The 20,700-nt window shown below is 39.8% G+C and carries 33 protein-coding genes; 28 read left to right on the plus strand and 5 right to left on the minus strand.

The features are described from left to right. A complete protein-coding gene (locus tag SPPN_RS01110) occupies positions 1–1,167 on the minus strand; it encodes a tyrosine-type recombinase/integrase (RefSeq protein ID WP_000704674.1) in 1,167 nt (388 codons plus the stop codon). 354 nt (positions 1,168–1,521) lie between these two features. Here SPPN_RS01110 and SPPN_RS13700 point away from each other — a divergent pair, with 354 nt between their 5' ends. Then, complete coding sequence (locus SPPN_RS13700) at positions 1,522–1,668, plus strand: antA/AntB antirepressor family protein (RefSeq protein ID WP_001864274.1); 147 nt, start codon at positions 1,522–1,524, stop codon at positions 1,666–1,668. Between the two features lie 435 nt (positions 1,669–2,103). Here the strand turns inward: SPPN_RS13700 and SPPN_RS01120 are convergent, their stop codons facing one another. Next, a complete protein-coding gene (locus SPPN_RS01120; RefSeq protein ID WP_000222520.1) occupies positions 2,104–2,772 on the minus strand; it encodes a Fic family protein in 669 nt (222 codons plus the stop codon). A gap of 136 nt (positions 2,773–2,908) precedes the next feature. Beyond that, positions 2,909–3,424, minus strand: coding sequence for a helix-turn-helix domain-containing protein (locus tag SPPN_RS01125; RefSeq protein ID WP_001080843.1), 516 nt, complete (start codon positions 3,422–3,424; stop codon positions 2,909–2,911). Positions 3,425–3,630: 206 nt separating this feature from the next. Between SPPN_RS01125 and SPPN_RS01130 the strand changes: the two genes are divergently transcribed. The 24 genes from SPPN_RS01130 (at position 3,631) to SPPN_RS11575 (ending at position 17,423) form a co-directional block, all read left to right on the plus strand. Beyond that, on the plus strand, positions 3,631–3,831 hold the full coding sequence (locus tag SPPN_RS01130; protein WP_000040967.1) for a helix-turn-helix transcriptional regulator: 201 nt from the start codon (positions 3,631–3,633) through the stop codon (positions 3,829–3,831). A gap of 14 nt (positions 3,832–3,845) precedes the next feature. Next, the gene (locus SPPN_RS01135) at positions 3,846–4,475 is read left to right on the plus strand and encodes a Rha family transcriptional regulator (RefSeq protein WP_000424673.1); all 630 of its coding nucleotides are present in this window, start codon (positions 3,846–3,848) and stop codon (positions 4,473–4,475) included. A gap of 274 nt (positions 4,476–4,749) precedes the next feature. Next, positions 4,750–4,923, plus strand: a complete 174-nt coding sequence (locus SPPN_RS01140; RefSeq protein WP_000075008.1) for a hypothetical protein — start codon at positions 4,750–4,752, stop codon at positions 4,921–4,923. Positions 4,924–5,077: 154 nt separating this feature from the next. Then, a complete protein-coding gene (locus SPPN_RS01145; RefSeq protein ID WP_000517976.1) occupies positions 5,078–5,485 on the plus strand; it encodes a hypothetical protein in 408 nt (135 codons plus the stop codon). A gap of 180 nt (positions 5,486–5,665) precedes the next feature. Beyond that, positions 5,666–6,175 carry a hypothetical protein gene (locus SPPN_RS01150; protein ID WP_000559698.1) on the plus strand — a complete coding sequence of 170 codons (510 nt, stop codon included), beginning with the start codon at positions 5,666–5,668 and terminating at the stop codon, positions 6,173–6,175. Position 6,176: 1 nt separating this feature from the next. Further along, on the plus strand, positions 6,177–6,392 hold the full coding sequence (locus SPPN_RS01155) for a hypothetical protein (RefSeq protein WP_001003765.1): 216 nt from the start codon (positions 6,177–6,179) through the stop codon (positions 6,390–6,392). Further along, positions 6,389–6,685 carry a hypothetical protein gene (locus SPPN_RS01160; RefSeq protein ID WP_000122740.1) on the plus strand — a complete coding sequence of 99 codons (297 nt, stop codon included), beginning with the start codon at positions 6,389–6,391 and terminating at the stop codon, positions 6,683–6,685. Before SPPN_RS01155 ends, SPPN_RS01160 begins: the two co-directional genes overlap by 4 nt. Beyond that, on the plus strand, positions 6,663–7,004 hold the full coding sequence (locus SPPN_RS01165; protein ID WP_000058847.1) for a hypothetical protein: 342 nt from the start codon (positions 6,663–6,665) through the stop codon (positions 7,002–7,004). The genes SPPN_RS01160 and SPPN_RS01165 overlap by 23 nt, the downstream gene beginning before the upstream one ends. After that, complete coding sequence (locus SPPN_RS01170) at positions 6,997–7,269, plus strand: hypothetical protein (protein ID WP_000492134.1); 273 nt, start codon at positions 6,997–6,999, stop codon at positions 7,267–7,269. Before SPPN_RS01165 ends, SPPN_RS01170 begins: the two co-directional genes overlap by 8 nt. After that, entirely contained in the window at positions 7,266–7,781 is a 516-nt protein-coding gene (locus SPPN_RS01175) for a hypothetical protein (protein ID WP_001264266.1), read from the plus strand. The genes SPPN_RS01170 and SPPN_RS01175 overlap by 4 nt, the downstream gene beginning before the upstream one ends. Further along, positions 7,774–9,297, plus strand: coding sequence for a DNA primase family protein (locus SPPN_RS01180; protein WP_001087516.1), 1,524 nt, complete (start codon positions 7,774–7,776; stop codon positions 9,295–9,297). The genes SPPN_RS01175 and SPPN_RS01180 overlap by 8 nt, the downstream gene beginning before the upstream one ends. Before the next feature lie 328 nt (positions 9,298–9,625). Then, positions 9,626–9,793: a hypothetical protein gene (locus SPPN_RS13350; protein WP_000865232.1), complete on the plus strand. Its 168-nt coding sequence runs from the start codon at positions 9,626–9,628 to the stop codon at positions 9,791–9,793. Positions 9,794–9,874: 81 nt separating this feature from the next. Beyond that, the gene (locus tag SPPN_RS11570; protein ID WP_014017183.1) at positions 9,875–10,033 is read left to right on the plus strand and encodes a DUF2292 domain-containing protein; all 159 of its coding nucleotides are present in this window, start codon (positions 9,875–9,877) and stop codon (positions 10,031–10,033) included. Positions 10,034–10,116: 83 nt separating this feature from the next. After that, positions 10,117–10,716, plus strand: a complete 600-nt coding sequence (locus SPPN_RS01185) for a hypothetical protein (protein ID WP_049779946.1) — start codon at positions 10,117–10,119, stop codon at positions 10,714–10,716. Beyond that, positions 10,716–10,946: a hypothetical protein gene (locus tag SPPN_RS01190; RefSeq protein WP_000650801.1), complete on the plus strand. Its 231-nt coding sequence runs from the start codon at positions 10,716–10,718 to the stop codon at positions 10,944–10,946. The genes SPPN_RS01185 and SPPN_RS01190 overlap by 1 nt, the downstream gene beginning before the upstream one ends. 63 nt (positions 10,947–11,009) lie before the next feature. Beyond that, positions 11,010–11,276 carry a hypothetical protein gene (locus SPPN_RS01195; RefSeq protein ID WP_000252561.1) on the plus strand — a complete coding sequence of 89 codons (267 nt, stop codon included), beginning with the start codon at positions 11,010–11,012 and terminating at the stop codon, positions 11,274–11,276. 50 nt (positions 11,277–11,326) lie between these two features. Further along, entirely contained in the window at positions 11,327–11,668 is a 342-nt protein-coding gene (locus SPPN_RS01200) for a hypothetical protein (protein ID WP_000035040.1), read from the plus strand. Then, positions 11,655–11,903, plus strand: a complete 249-nt coding sequence (locus SPPN_RS01205) for a hypothetical protein (protein WP_000644290.1) — start codon at positions 11,655–11,657, stop codon at positions 11,901–11,903. The genes SPPN_RS01200 and SPPN_RS01205 overlap by 14 nt, the downstream gene beginning before the upstream one ends. Positions 11,904–12,029: 126 nt before the next feature. Continuing rightward, on the plus strand, positions 12,030–12,422 hold the full coding sequence (locus tag SPPN_RS01210; protein WP_000417884.1) for a hypothetical protein: 393 nt from the start codon (positions 12,030–12,032) through the stop codon (positions 12,420–12,422). A 303-nt stretch (positions 12,423–12,725) separates the two neighbouring features. Continuing rightward, positions 12,726–12,875, plus strand: a complete 150-nt coding sequence (locus SPPN_RS13705; protein ID WP_044011930.1) for a hypothetical protein — start codon at positions 12,726–12,728, stop codon at positions 12,873–12,875. A gap of 497 nt (positions 12,876–13,372) precedes the next feature. Then, positions 13,373–14,494, plus strand: coding sequence for a tRNA 2-thiouridine(34) synthase MnmA (gene mnmA / locus SPPN_RS01220; protein ID WP_001282951.1), 1,122 nt, complete (start codon positions 13,373–13,375; stop codon positions 14,492–14,494). Positions 14,495–14,634: 140 nt separating this feature from the next. After that, on the plus strand, positions 14,635–15,090 hold the full coding sequence (locus SPPN_RS01225; RefSeq protein ID WP_000193612.1) for an NUDIX hydrolase: 456 nt from the start codon (positions 14,635–14,637) through the stop codon (positions 15,088–15,090). A 9-nt stretch (positions 15,091–15,099) separates the two neighbouring features. Continuing rightward, the gene (mnmG, locus tag SPPN_RS01230; RefSeq protein WP_000220961.1) at positions 15,100–17,013 is read left to right on the plus strand and encodes a tRNA uridine-5-carboxymethylaminomethyl(34) synthesis enzyme MnmG; all 1,914 of its coding nucleotides are present in this window, start codon (positions 15,100–15,102) and stop codon (positions 17,011–17,013) included. A gap of 203 nt (positions 17,014–17,216) precedes the next feature. Next, positions 17,217–17,423, plus strand: a complete 207-nt coding sequence (locus SPPN_RS11575) for a hypothetical protein (RefSeq protein ID WP_080564645.1) — start codon at positions 17,217–17,219, stop codon at positions 17,421–17,423. Here the strand turns inward: SPPN_RS11575 and rnjA are convergent. Both rnjA and SPPN_RS01240 read right to left on the minus strand, forming a co-directional pair. Next, positions 17,360–19,039 carry a ribonuclease J1 gene (gene rnjA / locus SPPN_RS01235; protein ID WP_000331962.1) on the minus strand — a complete coding sequence of 560 codons (1,680 nt, stop codon included), beginning with the start codon at positions 19,037–19,039 and terminating at the stop codon, positions 17,360–17,362. The genes SPPN_RS11575 and rnjA overlap by 64 nt on opposite strands. Before the next feature lies 1 nt (position 19,040). Then, on the minus strand, positions 19,041–19,274 hold the full coding sequence (locus tag SPPN_RS01240) for a DNA-dependent RNA polymerase subunit epsilon (RefSeq protein WP_000639571.1): 234 nt from the start codon (positions 19,272–19,274) through the stop codon (positions 19,041–19,043). A gap of 184 nt (positions 19,275–19,458) precedes the next feature. On the opposite strand from SPPN_RS01240, the gene SPPN_RS01245 reads away from it, so the two are divergent. The 3 genes from SPPN_RS01245 (at position 19,459) to SPPN_RS01255 (ending at position 20,459) form a co-directional block, all read left to right on the plus strand. Next, positions 19,459–19,692 (plus strand): hypothetical protein, encoded by a 234-nt coding sequence (locus SPPN_RS01245; protein ID WP_001200005.1) that lies wholly within the window; start codon positions 19,459–19,461, stop codon positions 19,690–19,692. An 84-nt stretch (positions 19,693–19,776) separates the two neighbouring features. Then, positions 19,777–20,010: a hypothetical protein gene (locus SPPN_RS14380; protein WP_000234806.1), complete on the plus strand. Its 234-nt coding sequence runs from the start codon at positions 19,777–19,779 to the stop codon at positions 20,008–20,010. 233 nt (positions 20,011–20,243) lie between these two features. After that, positions 20,244–20,459 (plus strand): hypothetical protein, encoded by a 216-nt coding sequence (locus SPPN_RS01255; protein ID WP_000282480.1) that lies wholly within the window; start codon positions 20,244–20,246, stop codon positions 20,457–20,459. The last annotated feature ends 241 nt before the right edge of the window (positions 20,460–20,700 follow it).

The following is a 20,700-nucleotide window of genomic DNA, read 5'->3' on the forward strand; positions in this document are numbered from 1 at the left end:
TTAAGAACTTTTTAATTTTTCAATGGCTTTTTCATAAAATGAAGTAGCGTTTTTCTTGTTGTCTTTGGACAAGTGGCTATAAGTATCCATGGTTATTGATATTTGAGAATGCCCTAGCCTTGTTTGTATTTCTTTGTAAGGCAGTCCAGCATTGAGTAAGATACTAGCGTGAGTATGGCGGAAGGCGTGGAACGTTAAACGAGGGCACTCAGAAAGTTTTAAATGTTTCTCAAGTCTTGACCTAAGCGCCCTAGCGTCTCTATATTCGTCAAAGGAATTAGAAAATACTTTTTTATAAGTCAAGCCTATTTCTCTACCAACTTGCGCTTGTCTATTTTTGTAAAGCCGCAGCATGAGCACCGTCTTATTATCCAAGTCAATCATTCTAACGCTTGATTTTGTTTTAGGGGTAGTGACTTCTTTTTCACAGTTTAGAGTCTTATTTACGTCTAGTGTACCGTTTTGTAAGTCAATATCAGACCATTTGAGGGCTAAACATTCACGAATGCGCAAACCAGTCGCTAAAAGCGTCTTATACAGCACTGTATCGTAGAAATTTTTGTAAGTATTAGGCAACCGATCCAGATAATTTAAGAATTTTTTTAAGTTATCATCATCCAGATATTTTAGTTTTTGCCCTTCTTTTGCCTTACGACGTGGGACGATAATATCACGGGCAGGATTGAAAGGGATAACTTGCAAGGATACGGCGTATTTAAGTATGCGTTTATTTAACGAGTTAAGTTGCGGATATTCTTGGTAGCCTTTTCCTAGTTGATTGTACTCTTTTGCCCATTGATTAACTTGCTTTTGAATAACTGGGGGTGTTAGCTTATCTAGTTTGTAGTCTCCAAAGGCTGGAAGTAGATAGTTTTTTAGTCTACTCTTGATTATTGTAAGGGTTGCCTTTTTGACCGTATGGCAGTATGTTTCCAGCCAATTCTCCACCAGTTCGGCGTAAGTCTTTATCTCAACTGCTTTATATACTGTAGAACCGTCTTTTTCAAAGTCGATTTGAGCCTGTAGCGCTTTGGCTTTGAGTTCTCTCTTGGTTCGCCCTGATATAGTCGTCTTGACTTTCTTACCTGTTACGGTATCGATACCAAGGTAGACGCTAGAGCGATAGACTGTAGACCCGTCTTTTTTGGTGTATTCTGTTATTTTCATGGTTTTACTCCTTTTTCCATCAGCAGGCAAGCAATTAGAAAAGATTTTGAGTTTATACCATGCGAGGGACTACGAGAATGCCCCTATTTTCGATTTTAAGCAGTCAGATGGTAAATTGTACCAGAATATGAAACAAGGCGGATATGGGGCTTATATGAGCTTGTTTGTGATGGGTGTTTTTGATATAATGTTTTCGCCCCCTCAATTTAGAGAAGGGAGGTGTTATATATGCTAGAGTTGTTTTCCCTTTTTCTAGCTCCGTTACTTGTTAACGTCTTATCTGAGCTTTTCAAGTTATAGATAAAGAGACGTAGCAAGTAGCATTTAACCCTTTAAACAGAAAATCAAGATTTTTTGCATCTCAAAAATGAGCAGCAAACAGGACGAGGGGGTCACAACAAAGTTGACCACATCATCAAGCTAGACATGGCCAAGGAAATTGCTATGATCCAGTGGGAGAGTAGCAAAAAACCCCATCGCTGTAACGGTGGGGCTTTTTAGTTACATATGCTAGAAGCACTGTTTTTCCCTTTATGCTTTCATTCTAGCATACAAGCCCCAATATTTCAAGAGTTTTATTTTTTTTGATATTGTTTAGAGCGCTTTAAGCGTTCCTAAAATGCCGAAGTGTTGAAAATCGTCTAAATTATACCGCATTATACTGCATTAGAGAGTTATAGCCTAATGAGCGTGAGAAATGCCGTCATTCGCTTTTTAAATGCAAGAGTGGTATAATAATAGCGTAGACTAAGAGGTTTGAAAAAGTCCAAGTTCTTAAAATCTAGCATGATTTTCATCCCCAAACCTCAATTACTAAGCGTTTTTGGTGGTTTATTTAGTCTTATTCTCGGTATTATCGCCTGAATCTTTCCCGTTATTTCAGTTCAGGCGATATTAGACAAGTTGTCAGTAGCTAGCTTGTCTTTTTTTGTTGCTTTAAAACTGTTTTTTTCGTATTCTTTCGTAGTCCAGTGACTTTTTGAAGAGGTCAGCTAGTCCAGTTACGTCTTGATTTGCGAGGAGTTCCATATAATGCGCCCTTGAGTCTTTTGGGATGATGATAGGAGCGTTTAGATACTTCATAGCCAAGTACATAAGTATCAGGCGACCGGTACGACCGTTACCATCGCTAAATGGGTGAATCCGTTCAATCTGGATATGGGTGTCTGCTAAAATCTTTAATACTTCTTTTTCATTCTGAGCATGCTCCAAACGATAAGCAGTATTATCCGCCCATTGTGTCATCAAGTAGGGCGTTTCTGCTGGGCTAGCCGTTTGAAATTCCGCCCCGATAATGGCATTTTGAACTTGCTTAAATTGTCCGCGATCATGTTGCAGCCTATCCACTAATAAGGCGTGAAAATCTTGAACCAGCCCCACAGTAAGGGCTTGATGGTTTGCCAATGAGTCCAAGAGATAAGAAAAGGCTTGTTTATGGTTTTCAATCTCATAAAACTCACGAATACTTTTGCCGTTGCGTGGTAAGGTGCTTTCTAAGATAATGCTGACGGTTTCGGGTAGAGAGATAGTATTCCCTTCGATACCGCTAGAATGGTAGGCCATGCGTACCAGTATATCGTCCAGATAGTTTTGTGAGTAGGTCATAATTCTCCTTTCTATTTGTCACTTTTGCCCATTTTTGCGCTTTAGTCTGTAAATCGGCTTTCTATTCTTCAAATTTCCCCGTTTTTGCACAATAGACCCATGGGATGGGGTTGCTATTGGCGAATGTGGGGGAGTTTTATTTTCCTCTCATAGCTAATAATTCAATAGTTTTACCTATATTTTCTTGCTCAGTTTCTGTTAGTATGCTCCATAAAGCTATAAATTTTTGTAATCTAGCAGGGAGAAATAGAAACGAGCTATAAAAGTCTTCACGGTGCTTTACAACTATTTCGGGAGGTACGGCAGTATTTTTATAGCTTTCACAAAATTGTTTATCAATATACTCATAAAAATCTTTTGTTCTTTCTCCGATTAGCTCTTTTATCTCTTGAGTGAGGAATGTTTCAACATCAGGATAGTTTGAAAAAATTGTTTTATCCAATGCTTTTTCTAATTCTCTATACTCACTATACCCCAACAGATATCCAACGCTTACCCCGAAGAAGTCAGCTAGTTGCTGAGCTTTTTCTGGTTTTATTTGGCGTTCCTCGTTTTCCCACCGCAATATGGTGATTTTAGATATAGAAATTTTATCAGCTAATCCTTGTTGGGTTAGCCCTTTTTGTTTTCTCAGTTCTTTCAATCTATTCATAATTTATCACACCTTTCAAAGATGATTATATCTGATTTTTAGAAAAGTATCAAGAAATGATACAAAAAAATCTAAAAAACAGTTGACAATTAACCAAAATGGATATATAATAAAACACAAGTTATCCAAATCGGATACCACCTCCTCCAGCCTTTCACACTTTCAATCTATTCATGGAGGGGGATTTTTTAGAAAGGGGGAAACCTATGAGCAAACTACGAGGCTATCGAGTTATGTTAGGACTAACTCAGCAACAAATGGCGGACAAGCTAAAAATTTCTTTGCAGTCGTACAACAACAAAGAATTAGGTAAAACGCCATTCAATGACAAAGAACGTTTAGCGATTAAGTCAATGGTTGCAGAAATCAAATCAGATATAACCATAGATGGACTATTTTATAGCTAGAAAGGAGCAAAAACATGGAACTGGTTTACATGGACGGCAAGAAAGAGCCGTATACTACGAGTGCAATCATAGCTGAATGTGCTGAAGTTAAACACGATACAGTGCAAAGCTTAATAAGAAATCATCAAGAGGATTTTGAAAGCTACGGAATAATCGGATTTGAAATCCGTAAATTAGATGGGCGAGGGCGACCAATGAAAATCTATCGCTTGAATGAGCAACAAGCGACCTTGCTGATCACTTATCTAAAGAATACTGAACCTGTACGGCAATTCAAAATGAACCTAGTCAAAGCATTTTTTGAAATGCGTGAGGAACTTTCTAAGTTCCGTATGCAGAGGGCGCTAGAAAAGCCAAAAAGAAAAACACTGCATGACAGCATTGAGAATTGGGAACAAGCCCCAAAGCACGCGCATAGCACCATGAACAACCTGCTACTAAAAGCAGTAACCGACAGGAACGCTAAGCAGTTAAGGGAAGAACGTGGGGGCTATAATGGCATTGATAGCTTGACCAGTGACGAGCTGGAGCAATACCAGGCTTTTGAGGATATGGTAATAGCTATGATTGGCTTGAATATGAGTTACCAAGAAATCAAGGCTATGGCATTCAGAAATAAAAATACACGCCAAAGAAGCGCGTGAGAGCAACAAAAAAAGGCTTAGCAATAACCACACCGCAGAGCCTTTAACACTAACACTAAAACGAATTTAACAAAAAGCAGGCAAGCTATTATCAAAGAGGTTTTAGTAAGATTTATACCTAGATTATAGCATAATACAGCGGTTTCCGCTAGTACATTGAAAATAAAATAAGGTACGCTGGGAAGATTTTAAATTTTTTTCGGTTTAGGGGTTGACATTATACCGTGCATAAGTATATAATAAAAAGCACGGGCAAAAGTAAAGGAGTGATATAATGAGCCCAAGAACAGGAAGACCTATAAAGGGGAATGCTAAGCGTGATAAACGATTAGAGGTTAGACTGACAGCAGACGAATATAACGAAATTCAAGAAGTTGCTGACAGTTTGAATATTTCTAAAGCTGACACGATAGTTAAAGGCATTCAACTTTTAAAGTCACAAAAATAAAAGAAGCCTGCTACGTTCTCAACCGACCAAAGCGATAACGTAACAGACTCAGCCCCCACGAATGAGGTACGTAAATATCTTATCATGCGTACTCTTATTTGTCAAACACAGAAATAGAGTGCGCTTTTTGCGTACCCAAAAAATGAGGGAAACAATGGGAAAACAAGTATTTACACAAGAAATACTAAGAAACATACAAGAAGAAAATGGAATCATCACAGTAGACTTAATACTAGACGCTTTACCAACTTGGTCAGAAAAAGCCATCAAGGGACGTTTATCAAATTGGCGTTACCGTAAAGTTATTGACTACAGGGTAGAAGATGGGGAATTTAGTGAGATTTTCCTACTAAAAAGCAAGCAGGAGACAAAACAAGAGATCAGCGCCGAGCAACGTTTGAAGATGGATTTATATTTCAGACAAGTTTTAGCCTTAACTGGAATCATTGAGTCAAACACCAGTAAGGACAACGACAAGACCAAGGCGATTGAATTGCAACAGAAAGCAATGCGAGCAATACCAGATGACATCTATAAAGAGTTGTCAGAGATTTATGAGTAAATAGCAAAACTAAGAAAAACTAATAAAACCGAAGAGCAGGCAAGCAATTAGAAAAGGTTTTGAAAAGCATAGAGCGCCAACTCTTTAAACTGGTACTTTCTCACGCTTTCAACTTGGCGACTCTGAGTGTGAGGATATCCTGTATAAGAAACGATAATTAAAAGGTCAACGGAGGAAAATATGATAGCAGATAAATTAGAAGCTATTTCAACAAATTTAGAAGAAATACAAGAAATTCTTGTAGGAAATGGAACTGCATTAGCTAAAAGGGAAATCAGTAAAGTATTGAACGACTTAGACGATATTTATAATGAACTAACTAGCACAGAATACCATGAACAACAGGAAACACTCAAGGAACAGACGGAAAGGATGAAACAGAGAGTAGTATCTGAGGTAATAGGAGAATTAGAGTGGAGAGAATATTCATATTATAAAAATTTTTGGGGGGATATGGATCTTTTAAAATGCCTTTCTAATTTTGATGGATTTCTTTTCATAAGCACATACCTAGCGGAAATAACCAAAGAGAATGACTATCCTATGGATAAAAACCAAGTATTAAATTACGTCTGGGAACTTTTGGCAATTGATATTGCAAAGAAAAAACGAGATAAAAAGAACCTCTTGGGCTTATGGACAAGTTCGATTGAGTACACCCGTGGAATGATGATTTATGAGGAACACTGACATGAACGAACTAGATTTGACCAATACACAGGCTGCTGTCTTAATCGTGGTATTGATTGGCTTACTACTTTATCTAAACCACCGAGACCGTAAAAAAAGCGCCCAAATAGAGCGAGAAAACCAACAGACGATAGAAACACCTAGCGAGGATTTAAACCCTGATTATGGGCGATATATCCAGCTTGCAGGGGTAAGAGTTTACGGAGGGATGAAATGAGTTACACAGTGAAGATATACCTTGATAGTGAAAAAATACCAGATGAACCTTATTTTACAAAAGATATTTTTCTAGCTACGTGTATGGACAATGCAACAAAGTTAGCTGTAACTATGGGCTTGTTGACAAAACAAGCGTTGGATTCAGAGGCTGAGACAGCTATCTTGAAAACCTTGGATACAATCATAGAGACTCAAAAAGCTATTTTGCAAGGGGTAGCGAGCGGACAAATAACCTTTGTAAATAAAAGTAAAGGAGAGGAGGAACTGGATGAGCCTATCAGAGAACGATAAACGAGTATTAAGATTAATCAAGGTAGGGGCTGAGAACTCCATAACAGGGTCAGAAATTAGCCTGACAACCAAGCTAACAGAAAGAACTGTACGTGACATTATCAAGCGTCTAGTAGTTAAGCACAACATCCCTATTGTAGGGGTTAGATGCGGCGTTTTTAGTGGGTACTTTATTCCAGCGAATAAAGGCGAGTTACTAGATGGCGCTAAGGCTTTTTACAACCAAGTACAGGAGGAGAGCAAGCGCCTAGCGGTGTTGATGAATAGCGACCTAGAAAGCTACAAAGAAACCTTGAAGGAGGTGGGCGGATATGTTTAGCCTAAGCCGAGAAAGCGAGCAAGACCTAGCGCATGGCATTCTGGAGGTAGTGGAAAGATACCTGGAAGCGCATGAGAAAGCACCGCCAAGATTGACCAAGTTAATAAATAGGATTGAACTCAAAGAAGAGTTAAAAATTAGTGACAACACGCTGAATAAGTGGGAAAGTCAGGGTTTAAGACGCTATCAACCGCCAGACGATGGTTCAAGAATGATTTACTATTTAGTGACCGACATCTGGAAGTTTCTGGGGGTGGATGAATGAGAGTGCTTGAGTTAATTCTATCCGCTGAAAAATTACCTTTGTTTGGCTTTCTCAAGTCTAGCCCAACCCAAGTTTGGAAGAATGGCAATCACTATAAATTTATCTATTTTGAGCCAATAGGCGAGGGTTTGACGGCTTTTCACTACAAAGGCTTGTATGTGGTAGTTAAAGACGAAAGCGAGGAAGTAAAGGGCTGGGAATTGGCCAGAGATTTAGAGATAGGTTTGTCCAGTCCTAACTTGCTGACGATCCTGAAAGATTTAGAGGTAAACAAATTGACCGAGCAACGGCAGGGGCTTGGAGTGGAGTTAAAGGGTTGGATTTTTGACCTGATTTGTAACGGGATTTATACCAGATATGAGACTTCGCTTTTTGTCCGACTGCTATTTGTGAATGGCTACAGTTTTAGCCAGTTAGTGGACTTGTTTTCTGCAATCGTTAAACGCAAAGACCTAGCAAGCTATTTCCTAGAAGTAGCAACAAAATTCTATAAGGAGGTGGCTTTTGAATAGCAATGACATTGTAAATAAAATCATTGAAGAGAATCAGCAGCATGAACCCACTAAGGCAATAGAAGAATCAGAAAGCTATCTGAAAACCTTTAAAGGGGTACAAGGCTTTTTATTCAACGTATGTAAGAATCTTGGGGAAGATAGACCATCTAAATCTTTGGGGGTTGCTGACTTTCTTAGAAAGTATATCCGATTTGTGAGAATCAGACCAGAAGCGCAGGGACAGAAAGCGCCCTTATATTTTTATCATCCTGATAAGGGAATCTGGATAGAAGATAACGAGTTACTTCAAGATTTAATTTCAACCATTCAACCAGATACGACAGAAAAACAAGCCTTTGATACGATTTACAAAATCGCTAGACGTAGCCCGTTAAAGTCTATTCAAAATGATTATACGGTTATCGGAAATCAGCTATATAACGCTAGTAAAGAAACATTTGAACCTTTAACACCTAGCATTATTGTAACTAGAAAAATCCGTACAAGGTACGACCCAGAAGCCTATGAGCCTACTTTATACGGTTGGAAGCCCAGCAAGTGGCTTGCTGAATTGTTTGATAACGACCAAGAATTATATGATCTGGCTATTCAGATTATTAAAGCAACTATCACAGGTAGAACCCTAAAAAATATCTTTTGGCTTTATGGCGAGGGTGGAACTGGTAAAGGAACCTTTCAGCAGCTGCTTATTAACTTGGTAGGCATGGAGAACGTCGCAAGTCTCAAGATGACTGAGTTTGACAAAAGCCGTTTTTCTACCTCCATTCTGTTAGGTAAGAGTTTGGTTATTGGGGACGATGTACAAAAGGACGCAGTTATCAAAGATACGTCAAACATGTTTAGTCTTGCGACTGGTGACATTATGACTATAGAGGATAAAGGAAAACGCCCTTACAGTCTACGCTTGAATATGACTATTATCCAGTCATCCAACGGCTTACCAAGAATGAACGGGGACAGGTCAGCGATTGACAGGCGGTTTAAGATTCTACCATTTACCAAGGTCTTTAAAGGGAAACCAAACAAGGCAATTAAAGACGACTACATCAACAGGAAGGAAGTATTGGAGTATTTCACACGCCTAGCCCTTGAGACACCGACAAAGGACATCACACCAGAGAAATCAAAGGAGATTTTGCAAGAATACCATGAGGATAACAATCCAGTTATTGCTTTTGTATCTTCATTCTTTACTGATGATCTATCAAGTGAGTTTTTACCTAATGATTTTGTTTTCCATAATTGGAAAGGATTCATAGAATATTATGGAGTGAAGCTACACAAGACAGAAATGGGGTTGCATAGAGAAATTAAAAGCAATCTACCAAGCTGGATAACGGTAGGACAGAAAACAATACCAGCAGGGAGACAACTTCACATTGGTTTCTATCCGCACGAAGATTCAGCACCTTACGCACATCCATATTTTAATGGCAGGGAAAAACCTGAACAACGAAAAAAAGCTAAAAATGAACGGGGGTATTTTAATGGCAGAGCGAAAAGGAAGAAATAAGTTATACACTTTATACACTTGATAAAAAAGTGTGGGAGCTGAAACCCCTAGAGCGCCAAGGACTTTAGACGCTTATACACTTTATACGGTAGGTTTTTTCTTTTACAGTATTAAGCGCTAATTTCTCGTAAATTATATAAACTAGTGTATAAAGTGTATAAAGCGTATAAAACAGGACTTAAACCCTTGATATGACAGGCTTTTAATTTTATACACTTCGAAAATAAAGTGTCTAAAATTTTCGATAAGTGTATAAAAAACATAGATAAAAATGGCAAAAATAAGCTAGTTTACATAATTTATCTTAAAATAAAGAAAGGATAACAACATGAAAGTTAAACTATTTGAATATACTAGACGATGGGAAAAAGAAGACTTTGAGAAAGAGATCAATGACTTCATGGCAACTGTTGAAGTGCTGGACGTTAAATTTTCTGGTACATCATCTAGTGAACCTTTTAATTCAGTAGCTACCGTATTGGTATTATACAGATAATAAAATGGGGTAGATAGTACCGACCCCCTTGCAATGGTGTAACTACTAGTGACACCCTTAAAACAGATGAAAGGATAACGAATGGAGATACAAAATGGCTTTATTTATTTCAAAAGTTATGGTATAATAAAATTGTTAGAGATTCCAAGATTTGGGAGTATCACGCTTAAAATACAAGACGGCGAGATTGTCTCCAGCGTGGAATCTAAAACAATAATATTTAAAAAGAATACTGACTGAAAAAATCAGAGGTATAGCATAAAGTGGAGCAATCTATTTTGGCTATGTCTCTTTTGTTTTTGGGAAGATTGGAGGAAAAAGAAATGCCAACATTGCAAGAAGTGAAAAACCAGATGGACAAAGTACGGACTCAATTAGAGATTTTTGATCGCTTTGATGAGGAAATCAAGAAAGCAGAAAAAGAAGTTAAGGATATCAAATCCAAGAAAGCAGATGTACAAACATTTGAAGATTTTCAAGCTATTAACGTAAAAGAAAAGTATATTGCTGATATGAAAGAGCAAAGAACAAAACTTGAGAAAGAACGGATTGACTCAATCGTAGCAGACGCTAGAAAAATTAATGCATCAGGTTATTTAGGAACTGCATTAGAGCAAGATGAAACAGTGAAGCGCCAGCGCCAAGAAATCAAGCAGAAATCTATTGAGCTTTTGGAATTGATTGCAAATTATAACGAAAATTACAAAAATACTGCTGAAAGATTGGCGGATGAGGTAAGAGAAACAGGTATCGAAGAGTTATTTGACCGCCTGAATACATCCCCAGAATATAGTGGAGTAAGTAAGCCTTACATTTATAGTGGTGTAGCTGGTTATATGGGAAGCCAATACCGCTATTTAGATCCGAGTGATGATTTGGCGTATTTTGTGAATCGTATTAACTATTTTGAAGGAGAACAATAATGAAAGATGAACATAAACAACTATTTCAAGAAATCGAAGAAGAGAAGAGACAAGCTGACTTACTGCAAGGACTTGCCAAGAACGTAGAAAGTATTTCAAAATCTTATGAAGAGGAAGCTGTGACCCTTGAAGAGTTTAAAGCTATGGGCTACAAGCGTAGACATGAACTATTTGAGAAAGATAAAGCCCTGTATGATAAGCTACTAGGCAAGGAAAAACGCGGTTTGTGATGTGGAGGGGAGCAATCCCCTTTTTTTACATAAATCAGACAGAATTACACACGAGGTAGGGGAATGGTTAGAAGTTCAAAAGCAAGACTAGAAAAGTTAGAAGAGTATGCTGGAAAGATGGAATATGCAACAACTGATGAATGTATATCTTTATATGTGGATTGTTTAAGATTTGCTTTTCAGCAAGATGAAATAAAGATAGATATGGATGATTTTATTAAAACACCATTTAAAGATATTAAGCTAGCAGACTATAAGAAATCAAAAAAACGTATGGATGAACTTAGGGAAATGACTGGGATAAGTGAGTTTTCAGAATTAGAGCAATAAAGCGAGGTGAACAGTATTTGACAGGATTAAGCAGAAAAAAAGAAATATTTATGGCCAATTATCTCATGACTGGGAATGTAAAAAAAGCTAGTGAATTAAGTGAGATTACCAGAAAGACGGCTTACAATTACTTGAACGATGCAACCTTTAAGAGAATTTACCGTGAAAGACGTAGCGAACAACTTAAAGAAGCGACTACACTTTTACAGAATGCAAGCGTTGAGGCGGTAAACGTGTTGAGGGAAATCATGCTTGATAAGACAGTAAGCCCGTATGCTAGACAACAGAGCGCCCAGAGCGTTTTAAACATGGCTTATAAAGCAGTTGAAATGGTTGAGGTAGTGGAGCAATTAGAAGTATTAGAGGCTAAGATACTAAATGAAGGCGATTAAAAACCGTTTAAATAAGTTGAATAAGTTAGCTGTGATTGATGAAGTCGATACCGTGTTTTTGACGCAGATTGATACCGGACATTTTGAGGTAAGATATAGGATAGGTGGAAAAAATTCCAAAGATATTATAGAAGTCTATCCGACAAAAGAAGCAGCAGAAGAAGGTATTTCACGAATTAAAGATACAAAAGGATTGCGGATATTCTGGGATAATATAGGTTTTTGTGATGATTAGAGCTTTTCAGTTATCAATCAGATAAGGAGAATATCCTTGAACGCCGAGAAAACGCAAAAAAAGCCAGCACAGCTGACTCCTTTGTGATATTCCGATAAAAATATTATATCATAAAGGAGCGAACTAATGGAGCTGGATAAGTTTAAAACGATGATGAACGTAAGAGAGCGGATGACTTACTTTCTACGTTTCCAGAGGATGGCAGGAAGTGAAAACCAAGTTACGATAGATGAAGAGGCTTGGAAACTTGTCTTACCTGATCAGTGGCATTTGAGCGGCGAGCATGAAAAAGCAATCCGTGAGGGATTGGAAATATTCGCCAACGACATCAATAAGATAGAGAACAAGCGAGCCAGAAAATACTTTATTATCCATTATTGCTACATGAGAAAGAAAACTATAAGCGAATGCGTAGAGATGGCAGGTACTAGCTCCACTAGCTACCACCGATACAAACAGATAGCCGTCTTAAACTTTGCGAGAATCCACCAGAACGGAGAGCTAGAAGTGTATAAGTAAGTGTATATCATCTTGATAGGATATTTTGCCCTATCGTCTTTATCGTGTTATAATATACCTATCAGCAATCAGCAATAAAAAAAGCACGTTTGACCGTGCTAGTTTCTTGCCTGCTGAACTCGTCATTTATTGCCCTTTTTGAGGGGCTTTTTTTGTGGACTTTTTGAGAATTTTTAAGACCTTTTAATGATATTTAATCAAATGTGATTTTTCAAAAAATCAGTAATATCAAGGGTTTAGACACTTTAATGAATCTTAAAAATTTGTCATCTCTATTTTTATCTATATTGTTGCTAATACTCAATGAAAATCAAAAAGCAAACTAGGAAGCTAGCCGCAGGTTGCTCAAAGCACTGCTTTGAGGTTGTAGATGAAACTGACGAAGTCAGTAACCATACCTACGGCAAGGTGAAGCTGACGTGGTTTGAAGAGATTTTCGAAGAGTATCTTTAGTCCAGTATAAATACATTCAATCACGGAATAATGGAAGGTAAGTATAGGATATTTTATGTGCCTATTCAATCATGGGCATCTTTATCGATTACCATTTCATTTTCGGCTTAGAAAAGAAAGGACAAGGTTAAAACAATTTCTTCAATAAAGGAGTCAAGATTGGCTCCTTTCCTTGTCTTCTCTAACCAAGCATGTTATAATGAATACTGCTCAAGCGACCTTCAATCGTTAAAGCACACACGACCTTCAATCGTGAACTAGTCATTTCGTTTATCTTTTATTACGTCGTTAACTCGAAATGAGATTCAAGCTGAGCTTGTCTGATTTATAACCTCAATCAGTCTCCCAGACTAATTGAGCGAACTCAAGTTATGCCTGCGACTCGTTGCCTAGTCCTAAAAGCAAACGAAAAGACTATACTCGAAGAAATTCTATTGAAAGTCATAGTAAATAGAATTTTGAGGGGTATAAATAAACGAATAGATGGGAGACTTACCATGAGTGATAACTCTAAAACACGTGTTGTTGTGGGGATGAGTGGTGGTGTTGATTCGTCGGTGACGGCTCTTTTGCTCAAGGAGCAGGGCTACGATGTGATCGGTATCTTCATGAAGAACTGGGATGACACAGATGAAAACGGCGTCTGTACGGCGACCGAAGATTATAAGGATGTGGCTGCGGTGGCAGACCAGATTGGTATTCCTTACTACTCTGTCAATTTTGAAAAAGAGTACTGGGACCGCGTTTTTGAGTATTTCCTAGCGGAATACCGTGCAGGGCGCACGCCAAATCCGGACGTTATGTGCAACAAGGAAATCAAGTTCAAGGCCTTTTTGGACTATGCCATGACCTTGGGGGCAGACTATGTAGCGACTGGGCATTATGCTCGAGTGGCGCGTGATGAGGACGGCACTGTTCACATGCTTCGTGGCGTGGACAATGGCAAGGACCAGACCTATTTCCTCAGCCAACTTTCGCAAGAACAACTTCAAAAAACCATGTTCCCACTAGGACATTTGGAAAAGCCTGAAGTTCGAAAACTAGCAGAAGAAGCAGGCCTTTCGACTGCTAAGAAGAAAGACTCGACAGGGATTTGCTTTATCGGAGAAAAGAACTTTAAAAACTTCCTCAGCAACTACCTGCCAGCTCAGCCTGGTCGCATGATGACTGTGGATGGTCGCGATATGGGCGAGCATGCAGGTCTTATGTACTATACAATCGGTCAGCGTGGCGGACTCGGTATCGGTGGGCAACACGGCGGTGACAATGCCCCTTGGTTCGTTGTCGGAAAAGATCTAAGCAAGAATATTCTCTATGTAGGACAAGGATTCTACCATGATTCGCTCATGTCAACTAGCCTAGAAGCCAGTCAAGTCCACTTTACTCGTGAAATGCCAGAAGAGTTTACGCTAGAATGTACGGCTAAATTCCGTTACCGTCAGCCTGACTCTAAGGTGACCGTCCATGTCAAAGGAGACAAGGCAGAGGTCATCTTTGCGGAACCACAACGCGCGATTACACCAGGACAGGCAGTTGTCTTTTACGATGGCGAAGAGTGTCTAGGTGGTGGTTTGATTGACAATGCTTACCGCGATGGACAAGTTTGTCAGTACATTTAGATTGACAAATTTTCTCAATTTGCTACAATAATAACAGCAATAGAAATGATGGTCAAAGCTCATGGATGTTGCAGGCTTTTTTGTCCTGCACTTCTTTGTAGTTTTGACTGTTTTTGTGTCGTTTAAGGGAAAGGACAAGAATGACTCAACAAGACTTTCGGACAAAAGTAGACAATACGGTTTTTGGTGTTCGGGCGACAGCTTTGATTCTTCAAAATCGCAAGCTTCTAGTCACCAAAGACAAGGGCAAGTATTACATTATCGGCGGTGCGATTCAAGTTAACGAAAAAACGGAAGACGCGGTAGTCCGTGAAGTGAAGGAAGAACTGGGTGTTAAATCTCAAGCTGGGCAGCTAGCTTTTGTGGTTGAAAATCGTTTTGAAGTGGACGGCGTTTCCTATCACAATATCGAGTTTCATTATCTGGTGGATTTGCTTGAAGATGCCCCGTTGACCATGCAGGAAGATGAGAAAAGGCAGCCCTGTGAGTGGATTGACTTGGATAAGCTCCAGAATATCCAGCTAGTTCCAGCCTTTTTAAAAACAGCCCTACCAGATTGGGAAGGCCAACTAAGACACATTCATCTTGAGGAATAGGAGAGAAACATGACTTATCATTTTACTGAAGAATACGATATTATTGTAATTGGTGCGGGACACGCTGGGGTTGAGGCTTCCTTGGCCGCTAGCCGTATGGGCTGTAAGGTCCTGCTTGCGACCATCAATATTGAAATGCTGGCTTTCATGCCTTGTAATCCCTCTATCGGTGGTTCTGCCAAGGGGATTGTCGTGCGTGAAGTCGATGCCCTCGGTGGCGAGATGGCCAAAACCATTGACAAGACTTACATCCAGATGAAGATGCTTAACACAGGGAAGGGGCCAGCCGTCCGTGCCCTTCGTGCGCAGGCTGATAAGGAACTTTACTCTAAGGAAATGCGCAAGACGGTTGAAAATCAAGAAAATCTGACCCTTCGTCAAACCATGATTGATGAGATTTTAGTGGAAGACGGCAAGGTTGTCGGTGTGCGTACAGCTACCCATCAAGAATATGCTGCTAAGGCTGTTATCGTGACGACAGGGACGGCCCTTCGTGGGGAAATTATCATCGGAGATCTCAAGTACTCATCAGGCCCTAACCACAGCCTAGCTTCTATTAACCTTGCTGATAATCTCAAGGAACTGGGACTCGAAATTGGTCGTTTCAAGACAGGGACGCCTCCACGTGTCAAGGCTTCTTCTATCAATTATGATGTGACAGAGATTCAGCCAGGAGACGAAGCGCCAAATCACTTCTCATATACTTCACGTGATGAGGACTATGTCAAGGATCAAGTGCCATGCTGGTTGACCTATACCAATGGTACCAGTCATGAGATTATCCAAAACAACCTCCACCGTGCGCCTATGTTTACAGGTGTGGTCAAGGGAGTGGGCCCTCGTTACTGTCCGTCGATTGAGGACAAGATTGTGCGCTTTGCAGACAAGGAACGCCACCAACTTTTCCTAGAGCCAGAAGGGCGCAATACAGAGGAAGTCTATGTCCAAGGCCTCTCAACCAGTTTACCTGAAGATGTGCAACGTGAGCTGGTTCATTCTATCAAAGGTTTGGAAAATGCAGAGATGATGCGAACAGGTTATGCCATCGAGTACGATATGGTCTTGCCACACCAGTTGCGTGCGACTCTGGAAACCAAGAAAATCTCCGGACTTTTCACTGCTGGTCAGACTAATGGAACGTCAGGTTATGAAGAGGCAGCAGGCCAAGGGATTATCGCTGGGATCAATGCGGCTCTGAAAATCCAAGGTAAACCTGAGTTGATTTTGAAGCGCAGTGACGGTTATATCGGGGTGATGATTGATGACTTGGTGACCAAGGGAACGATTGAGCCTTATCGCCTTTTGACCAGTCGTGCTGAATACCGCCTCATTCTCCGCCATGACAATGCTGATATGCGTTTGACTGAGATGGGCCGTGAGATTGGTCTTGTGGATGATGAACGCTGGACTCGCTTTGAAATCAAGAAAAATCAATTTGAAAATGAGATGAAACGCCTAGACAGCATCAAACTCAAGCCAGTCAAGGAAACCAATGCCAAGGTTGAGGAGATGGGCTTCAAGCCGTTGACAGATGCAGTGACAGCCAAGGAGTTCCTTCGCCGTCCAGAAGTTTCTTACCAAGATGTGGTGGCCTTCATCGGACCAGCTGCAGAGGACTTGGATGACAAGATTATCGAATTGATTGAAACAGAAATCAAGTACGAAGGCTATATTTCCAAAGCCATGGACCAGGTTGCTAAGATGAAACGTATGGAAGAAAAACGCATTCCAGCCAATATTGATTGGGATGATATTGATTCTATCGCAACCGAAGCTCGTCAGAAGTTCAAACTCATCAATCCAGAAACCATCGGTCAAGCCAGCCGTATTTCGGGAGTAAACCCAGCAGATATTTCTATTTTGATGGTGTATCTGGAAGGTAAAAATCGTAGTATTTCTAAAACTCTTCAAAAATCAAAATGATACGTCGTCGGCTTCTTACGAATGAGTTCAAAGCTTGGCTTTGATTCATCTCCGACCTCCCATAGTTCCCCGAACTATGGGAGCTAACTCAAGTTATGCATTTTCCTAGCCTTCTGGTCTGATTTTCATTGAGTTTTAATCTCAAAAGAAAGCATAGAGAAAAACAGCTCCGAAGACGGGGCTGTTTTGTTGACTTGTACTCAATGAAAATCAAAGAGCAAACTAGGAAGCTAGCCGTAGGTTGCTCAAAGCACTGCTTTGAGGTTGTGGATAGAATTGACGAAGTCAGTAACCATATATACGGCAAGGCGAAGCTGACGTGGTTTGAAGAGATTTTCGAAGAGTATTATTCTTCATCTGGTGTGAGGATCATCGGGATGATAATCGGTTCACGTTCGGTATTTTCATAGAGGAAGGGGCGAATAGCGTTGACAATGGCACCATTGACAGATTGCACGCTAGCATCCTTGTTTTTCAGTGCGATACGAATGGCATTGAAGAGGATACGCTGGCTTTGGCGAATCAGGTCGCCAGACTCTCTCATGTAGACAAAGCCTCGGCTGAGGATGTCTGGACCAGATAGAATCATCTGCGACTTGAAGTCAACAGTTGCGACTGCTAAAACGACACCGTCTTCAGATAGATCACGACGGTCTTTGAGGACAGCTGCGCCGATTTCACCGATACGATTTCCATCGACATAGATGTCTTGGGCGTTGAAATGACCTGCAATACGAGCTGAGTCAGCAGTAAGGGCAAGCACATCACCATTACTCATGATAAAGATATTGTCCTTCTCAACACCAGTATCCACTGCTAGTCCAGCATGGACTTTTTGCATGCGGTATTCACCGTGGACAGGCATGAAGTATTTTGGCTTAATCAAGCGGAGCATGAGTTTTTGCTCTTGCTGGCCACCGTGTCCAGATGTATGGATATTGTTCACTTTACCGTGGATAACTTCGACACCAGCTTCAGAAATGATGTTAATCAGCTTGTTGACGCTAGTCGTATTTCCAGGGATTGGGCTTGAAGAGAAGATAACGGTATCACCGGGTTGGAGTTGTACCTGACGGTGGGTTCCGTTGGCGATACGAGAGAGGGCTGCCATAGGCTCGCCCTGACTACCTGTACAGAGGATCAGAACCTCGCCAGCAGGGTAGTCTTTGATTTCATTTGGCTCGATAAAGGTTCCCTTAGGAGCTTTGATGTAGCCAAGGTCGATTCCGTTGACAATGGCCTTTTCCATAGAACGACCAAAGACCGCAATCTTACGTCCAGTCTTAACAGCAGCTTCAGTTGCTTGCTGGAGACGGAAGATATTTGAGGCAAAGGATGCAAAGATGATACGTCCTTCAATGCCTTGGATAATCTTCATGATGGACTGACCAACGACTTTTTCAGAGTTGGTAAAGGTTGGCACTTCTGCATTTGTTGAGTCAGACAGAAGACAAAGCACGCCTTCTTCACCAAGGGCAGCCATACGATGCAAGTCTGCAGGTTCTCCAACTGGAGTAAAGTCGAACTTGAAGTCGCCCGTACAGATGATTTTTCCTTGCGGAGTATGAATGACAATTCCCAAAGGCTCTGGAATAGAGTGAGTCGTTCTAAAGAAAGTTGCCTTGAGATTTTTAAAGGTCAACTCAGTGTTGTGGTTTATTTCGTAAAGTTTGGCGTTGCGCAAGAGGCCGTGTTCTTCGAGTTTCCCACGGATCAAAGCCAAGGCAAGTGGTCCAGCATAGATAGGGACATTTGCTTGCTTGAGCAGGAACGGAATCCCACCAATGTGGTCCTCGTGTCCGTGTGTGATTAAAACAGCCTTGACGCGGTCGATATTGTCCACGATGTATGAGTAGTCAGGAATGACATAGTCGATACCCAGCAAGTCATCTTCTGGGAATTTAATCCCAGCATCGACGATGATAATCTCATCTTGGTATTCAATTCCGTATGTATTTTTCCCGATTTCTCCCAGACCACCGATGGCAAAAACGCCGACTTCTTCAGGTTTAAGAGTGTAGGCCATATTAGAACTCCGTAATTTCGAAGGCGCCAGTTTCTTTTTCGTAATCTAGCAATTTGTCAGACAAGAGTTCGATATACTCGATATTGTACTCTGGGCGATTTTCTTCGACAAGTTGGCGAGCAGCGATACGGCCCTCAAGTTCTGAGTTGGCATCGATGTCTAGGTATAGTGCGCGTGTTGTTTCACGACGTGGGCTACGTTCTTTTGTTTCTTGATAAAAAACTTTGTAAATCATATAGTTCCTTTCTATTTTACAGGTCAGCTTATTCCAAACTTTTAGCATAGATTTGCTTGATTTCATTCCATTTTGTGTCTAGATTGACCTTGATTCGTTACAATTATTTCAATTATACCACAAAATGAAAAATTAGTAAAAGACGGAAACGAGAAAGTCATGGGACGATTTCTTTGGTAAACGCTTGCAATATCAAAAAGTATATGCTATAATAATAGAAAGAAATAGTATAAGCTGGAAAGGAAATAATTCGGAAACTATATTGTTTAGTGCTATTGATATTATGTTTAACTTTATAGATACTTCTGAATTGGATAAAGTTACCGAATTGAATGAACATGCTTTCCCTGTAGTTAGATTAGATAAAGCAGAGGAGCTTGGTTTAGATAATGAAGCTTTGGAGGTAGGCGTGTTTTAAACGAAATCGTAACGGATATAGAGACTAACGGAGAGTCAACTGATTTGGCTAGAATGGATCGCTCTCTTTTTCCTATAGGCTCTTATGGTAATTATTGTGGTTATGGGAAATAATGGATATTCTATTCCAGCTATTGATGATTTAGATATGGCTTGTTTCTATCATGATAAGTGTTTTAAGGGATTTTTAGCAGATAATAGAAGTTGCAATGCCGCATTCCTAATAAGATTATCTCCTATTGTAGCAAATAATGCTTGGAATACAACTAAAGGAGCATATGCAAGAGCAGCTGTGGTTCTATTTTCTAGATTCGTATAAGACCAAGTTTTTGTAAAATATGAGTTGTTACGTAAAAGTGTTGATATGAGTATTGGTGTCTATGAACAGAATCTTATCTTATAAGTTTTAACTTATCTTTTAAGGTTTCTGTTTATAGGCGCTTGTAGATGTGTTTATGTCTTTAAAAAATATATTTGCGATATTAAAAATGGATACTTATGCAATATTTCACTTTACTTATTAAGATAAATTTAAACTAAGGAGGTTGCTCTATGTATAACTTATTTGCTTTTGCTATCGGAGCTCGCTTGGTAGCTTTTATTGTTTTTGTTGCTTGCGTTTATGCGGGTAATCTTCTATTTACCAAACTGGAACGACGACAAACCAAGTTCTTGTGGAAAATTACCTTTGTGACTCTCTACTCGCTTTTTCTTCTCCTCGTAACCTATGTCGTTTGGTTTGTATTTTACTTTGGATTAAATGCTTAGATGCCCTGCTCATGCTGGGGCGTTTTTGTTTGGTGGCAAAAGATAGTAAATTTATGACACGAAAATTCCACCCCATCTATCAAGATGAGGTGGTCTTTGCATTTTTCTAAAATGACATGACAATGGAATTTTCAGAGCTTATTATTTTTATGGGAGTCATTGTTCTGCTCAAAAATAGAGTTGAAGCATAAAAATAAAACAATACAAACAGATAGATCAATTGGTAAAGGGATAGTAGTCA

Source organism: Streptococcus pseudopneumoniae IS7493 (assembly GCF_000221985.1).
Lineage (GTDB): Bacteria > Bacillota > Bacilli > Lactobacillales > Streptococcaceae > Streptococcus > Streptococcus pseudopneumoniae.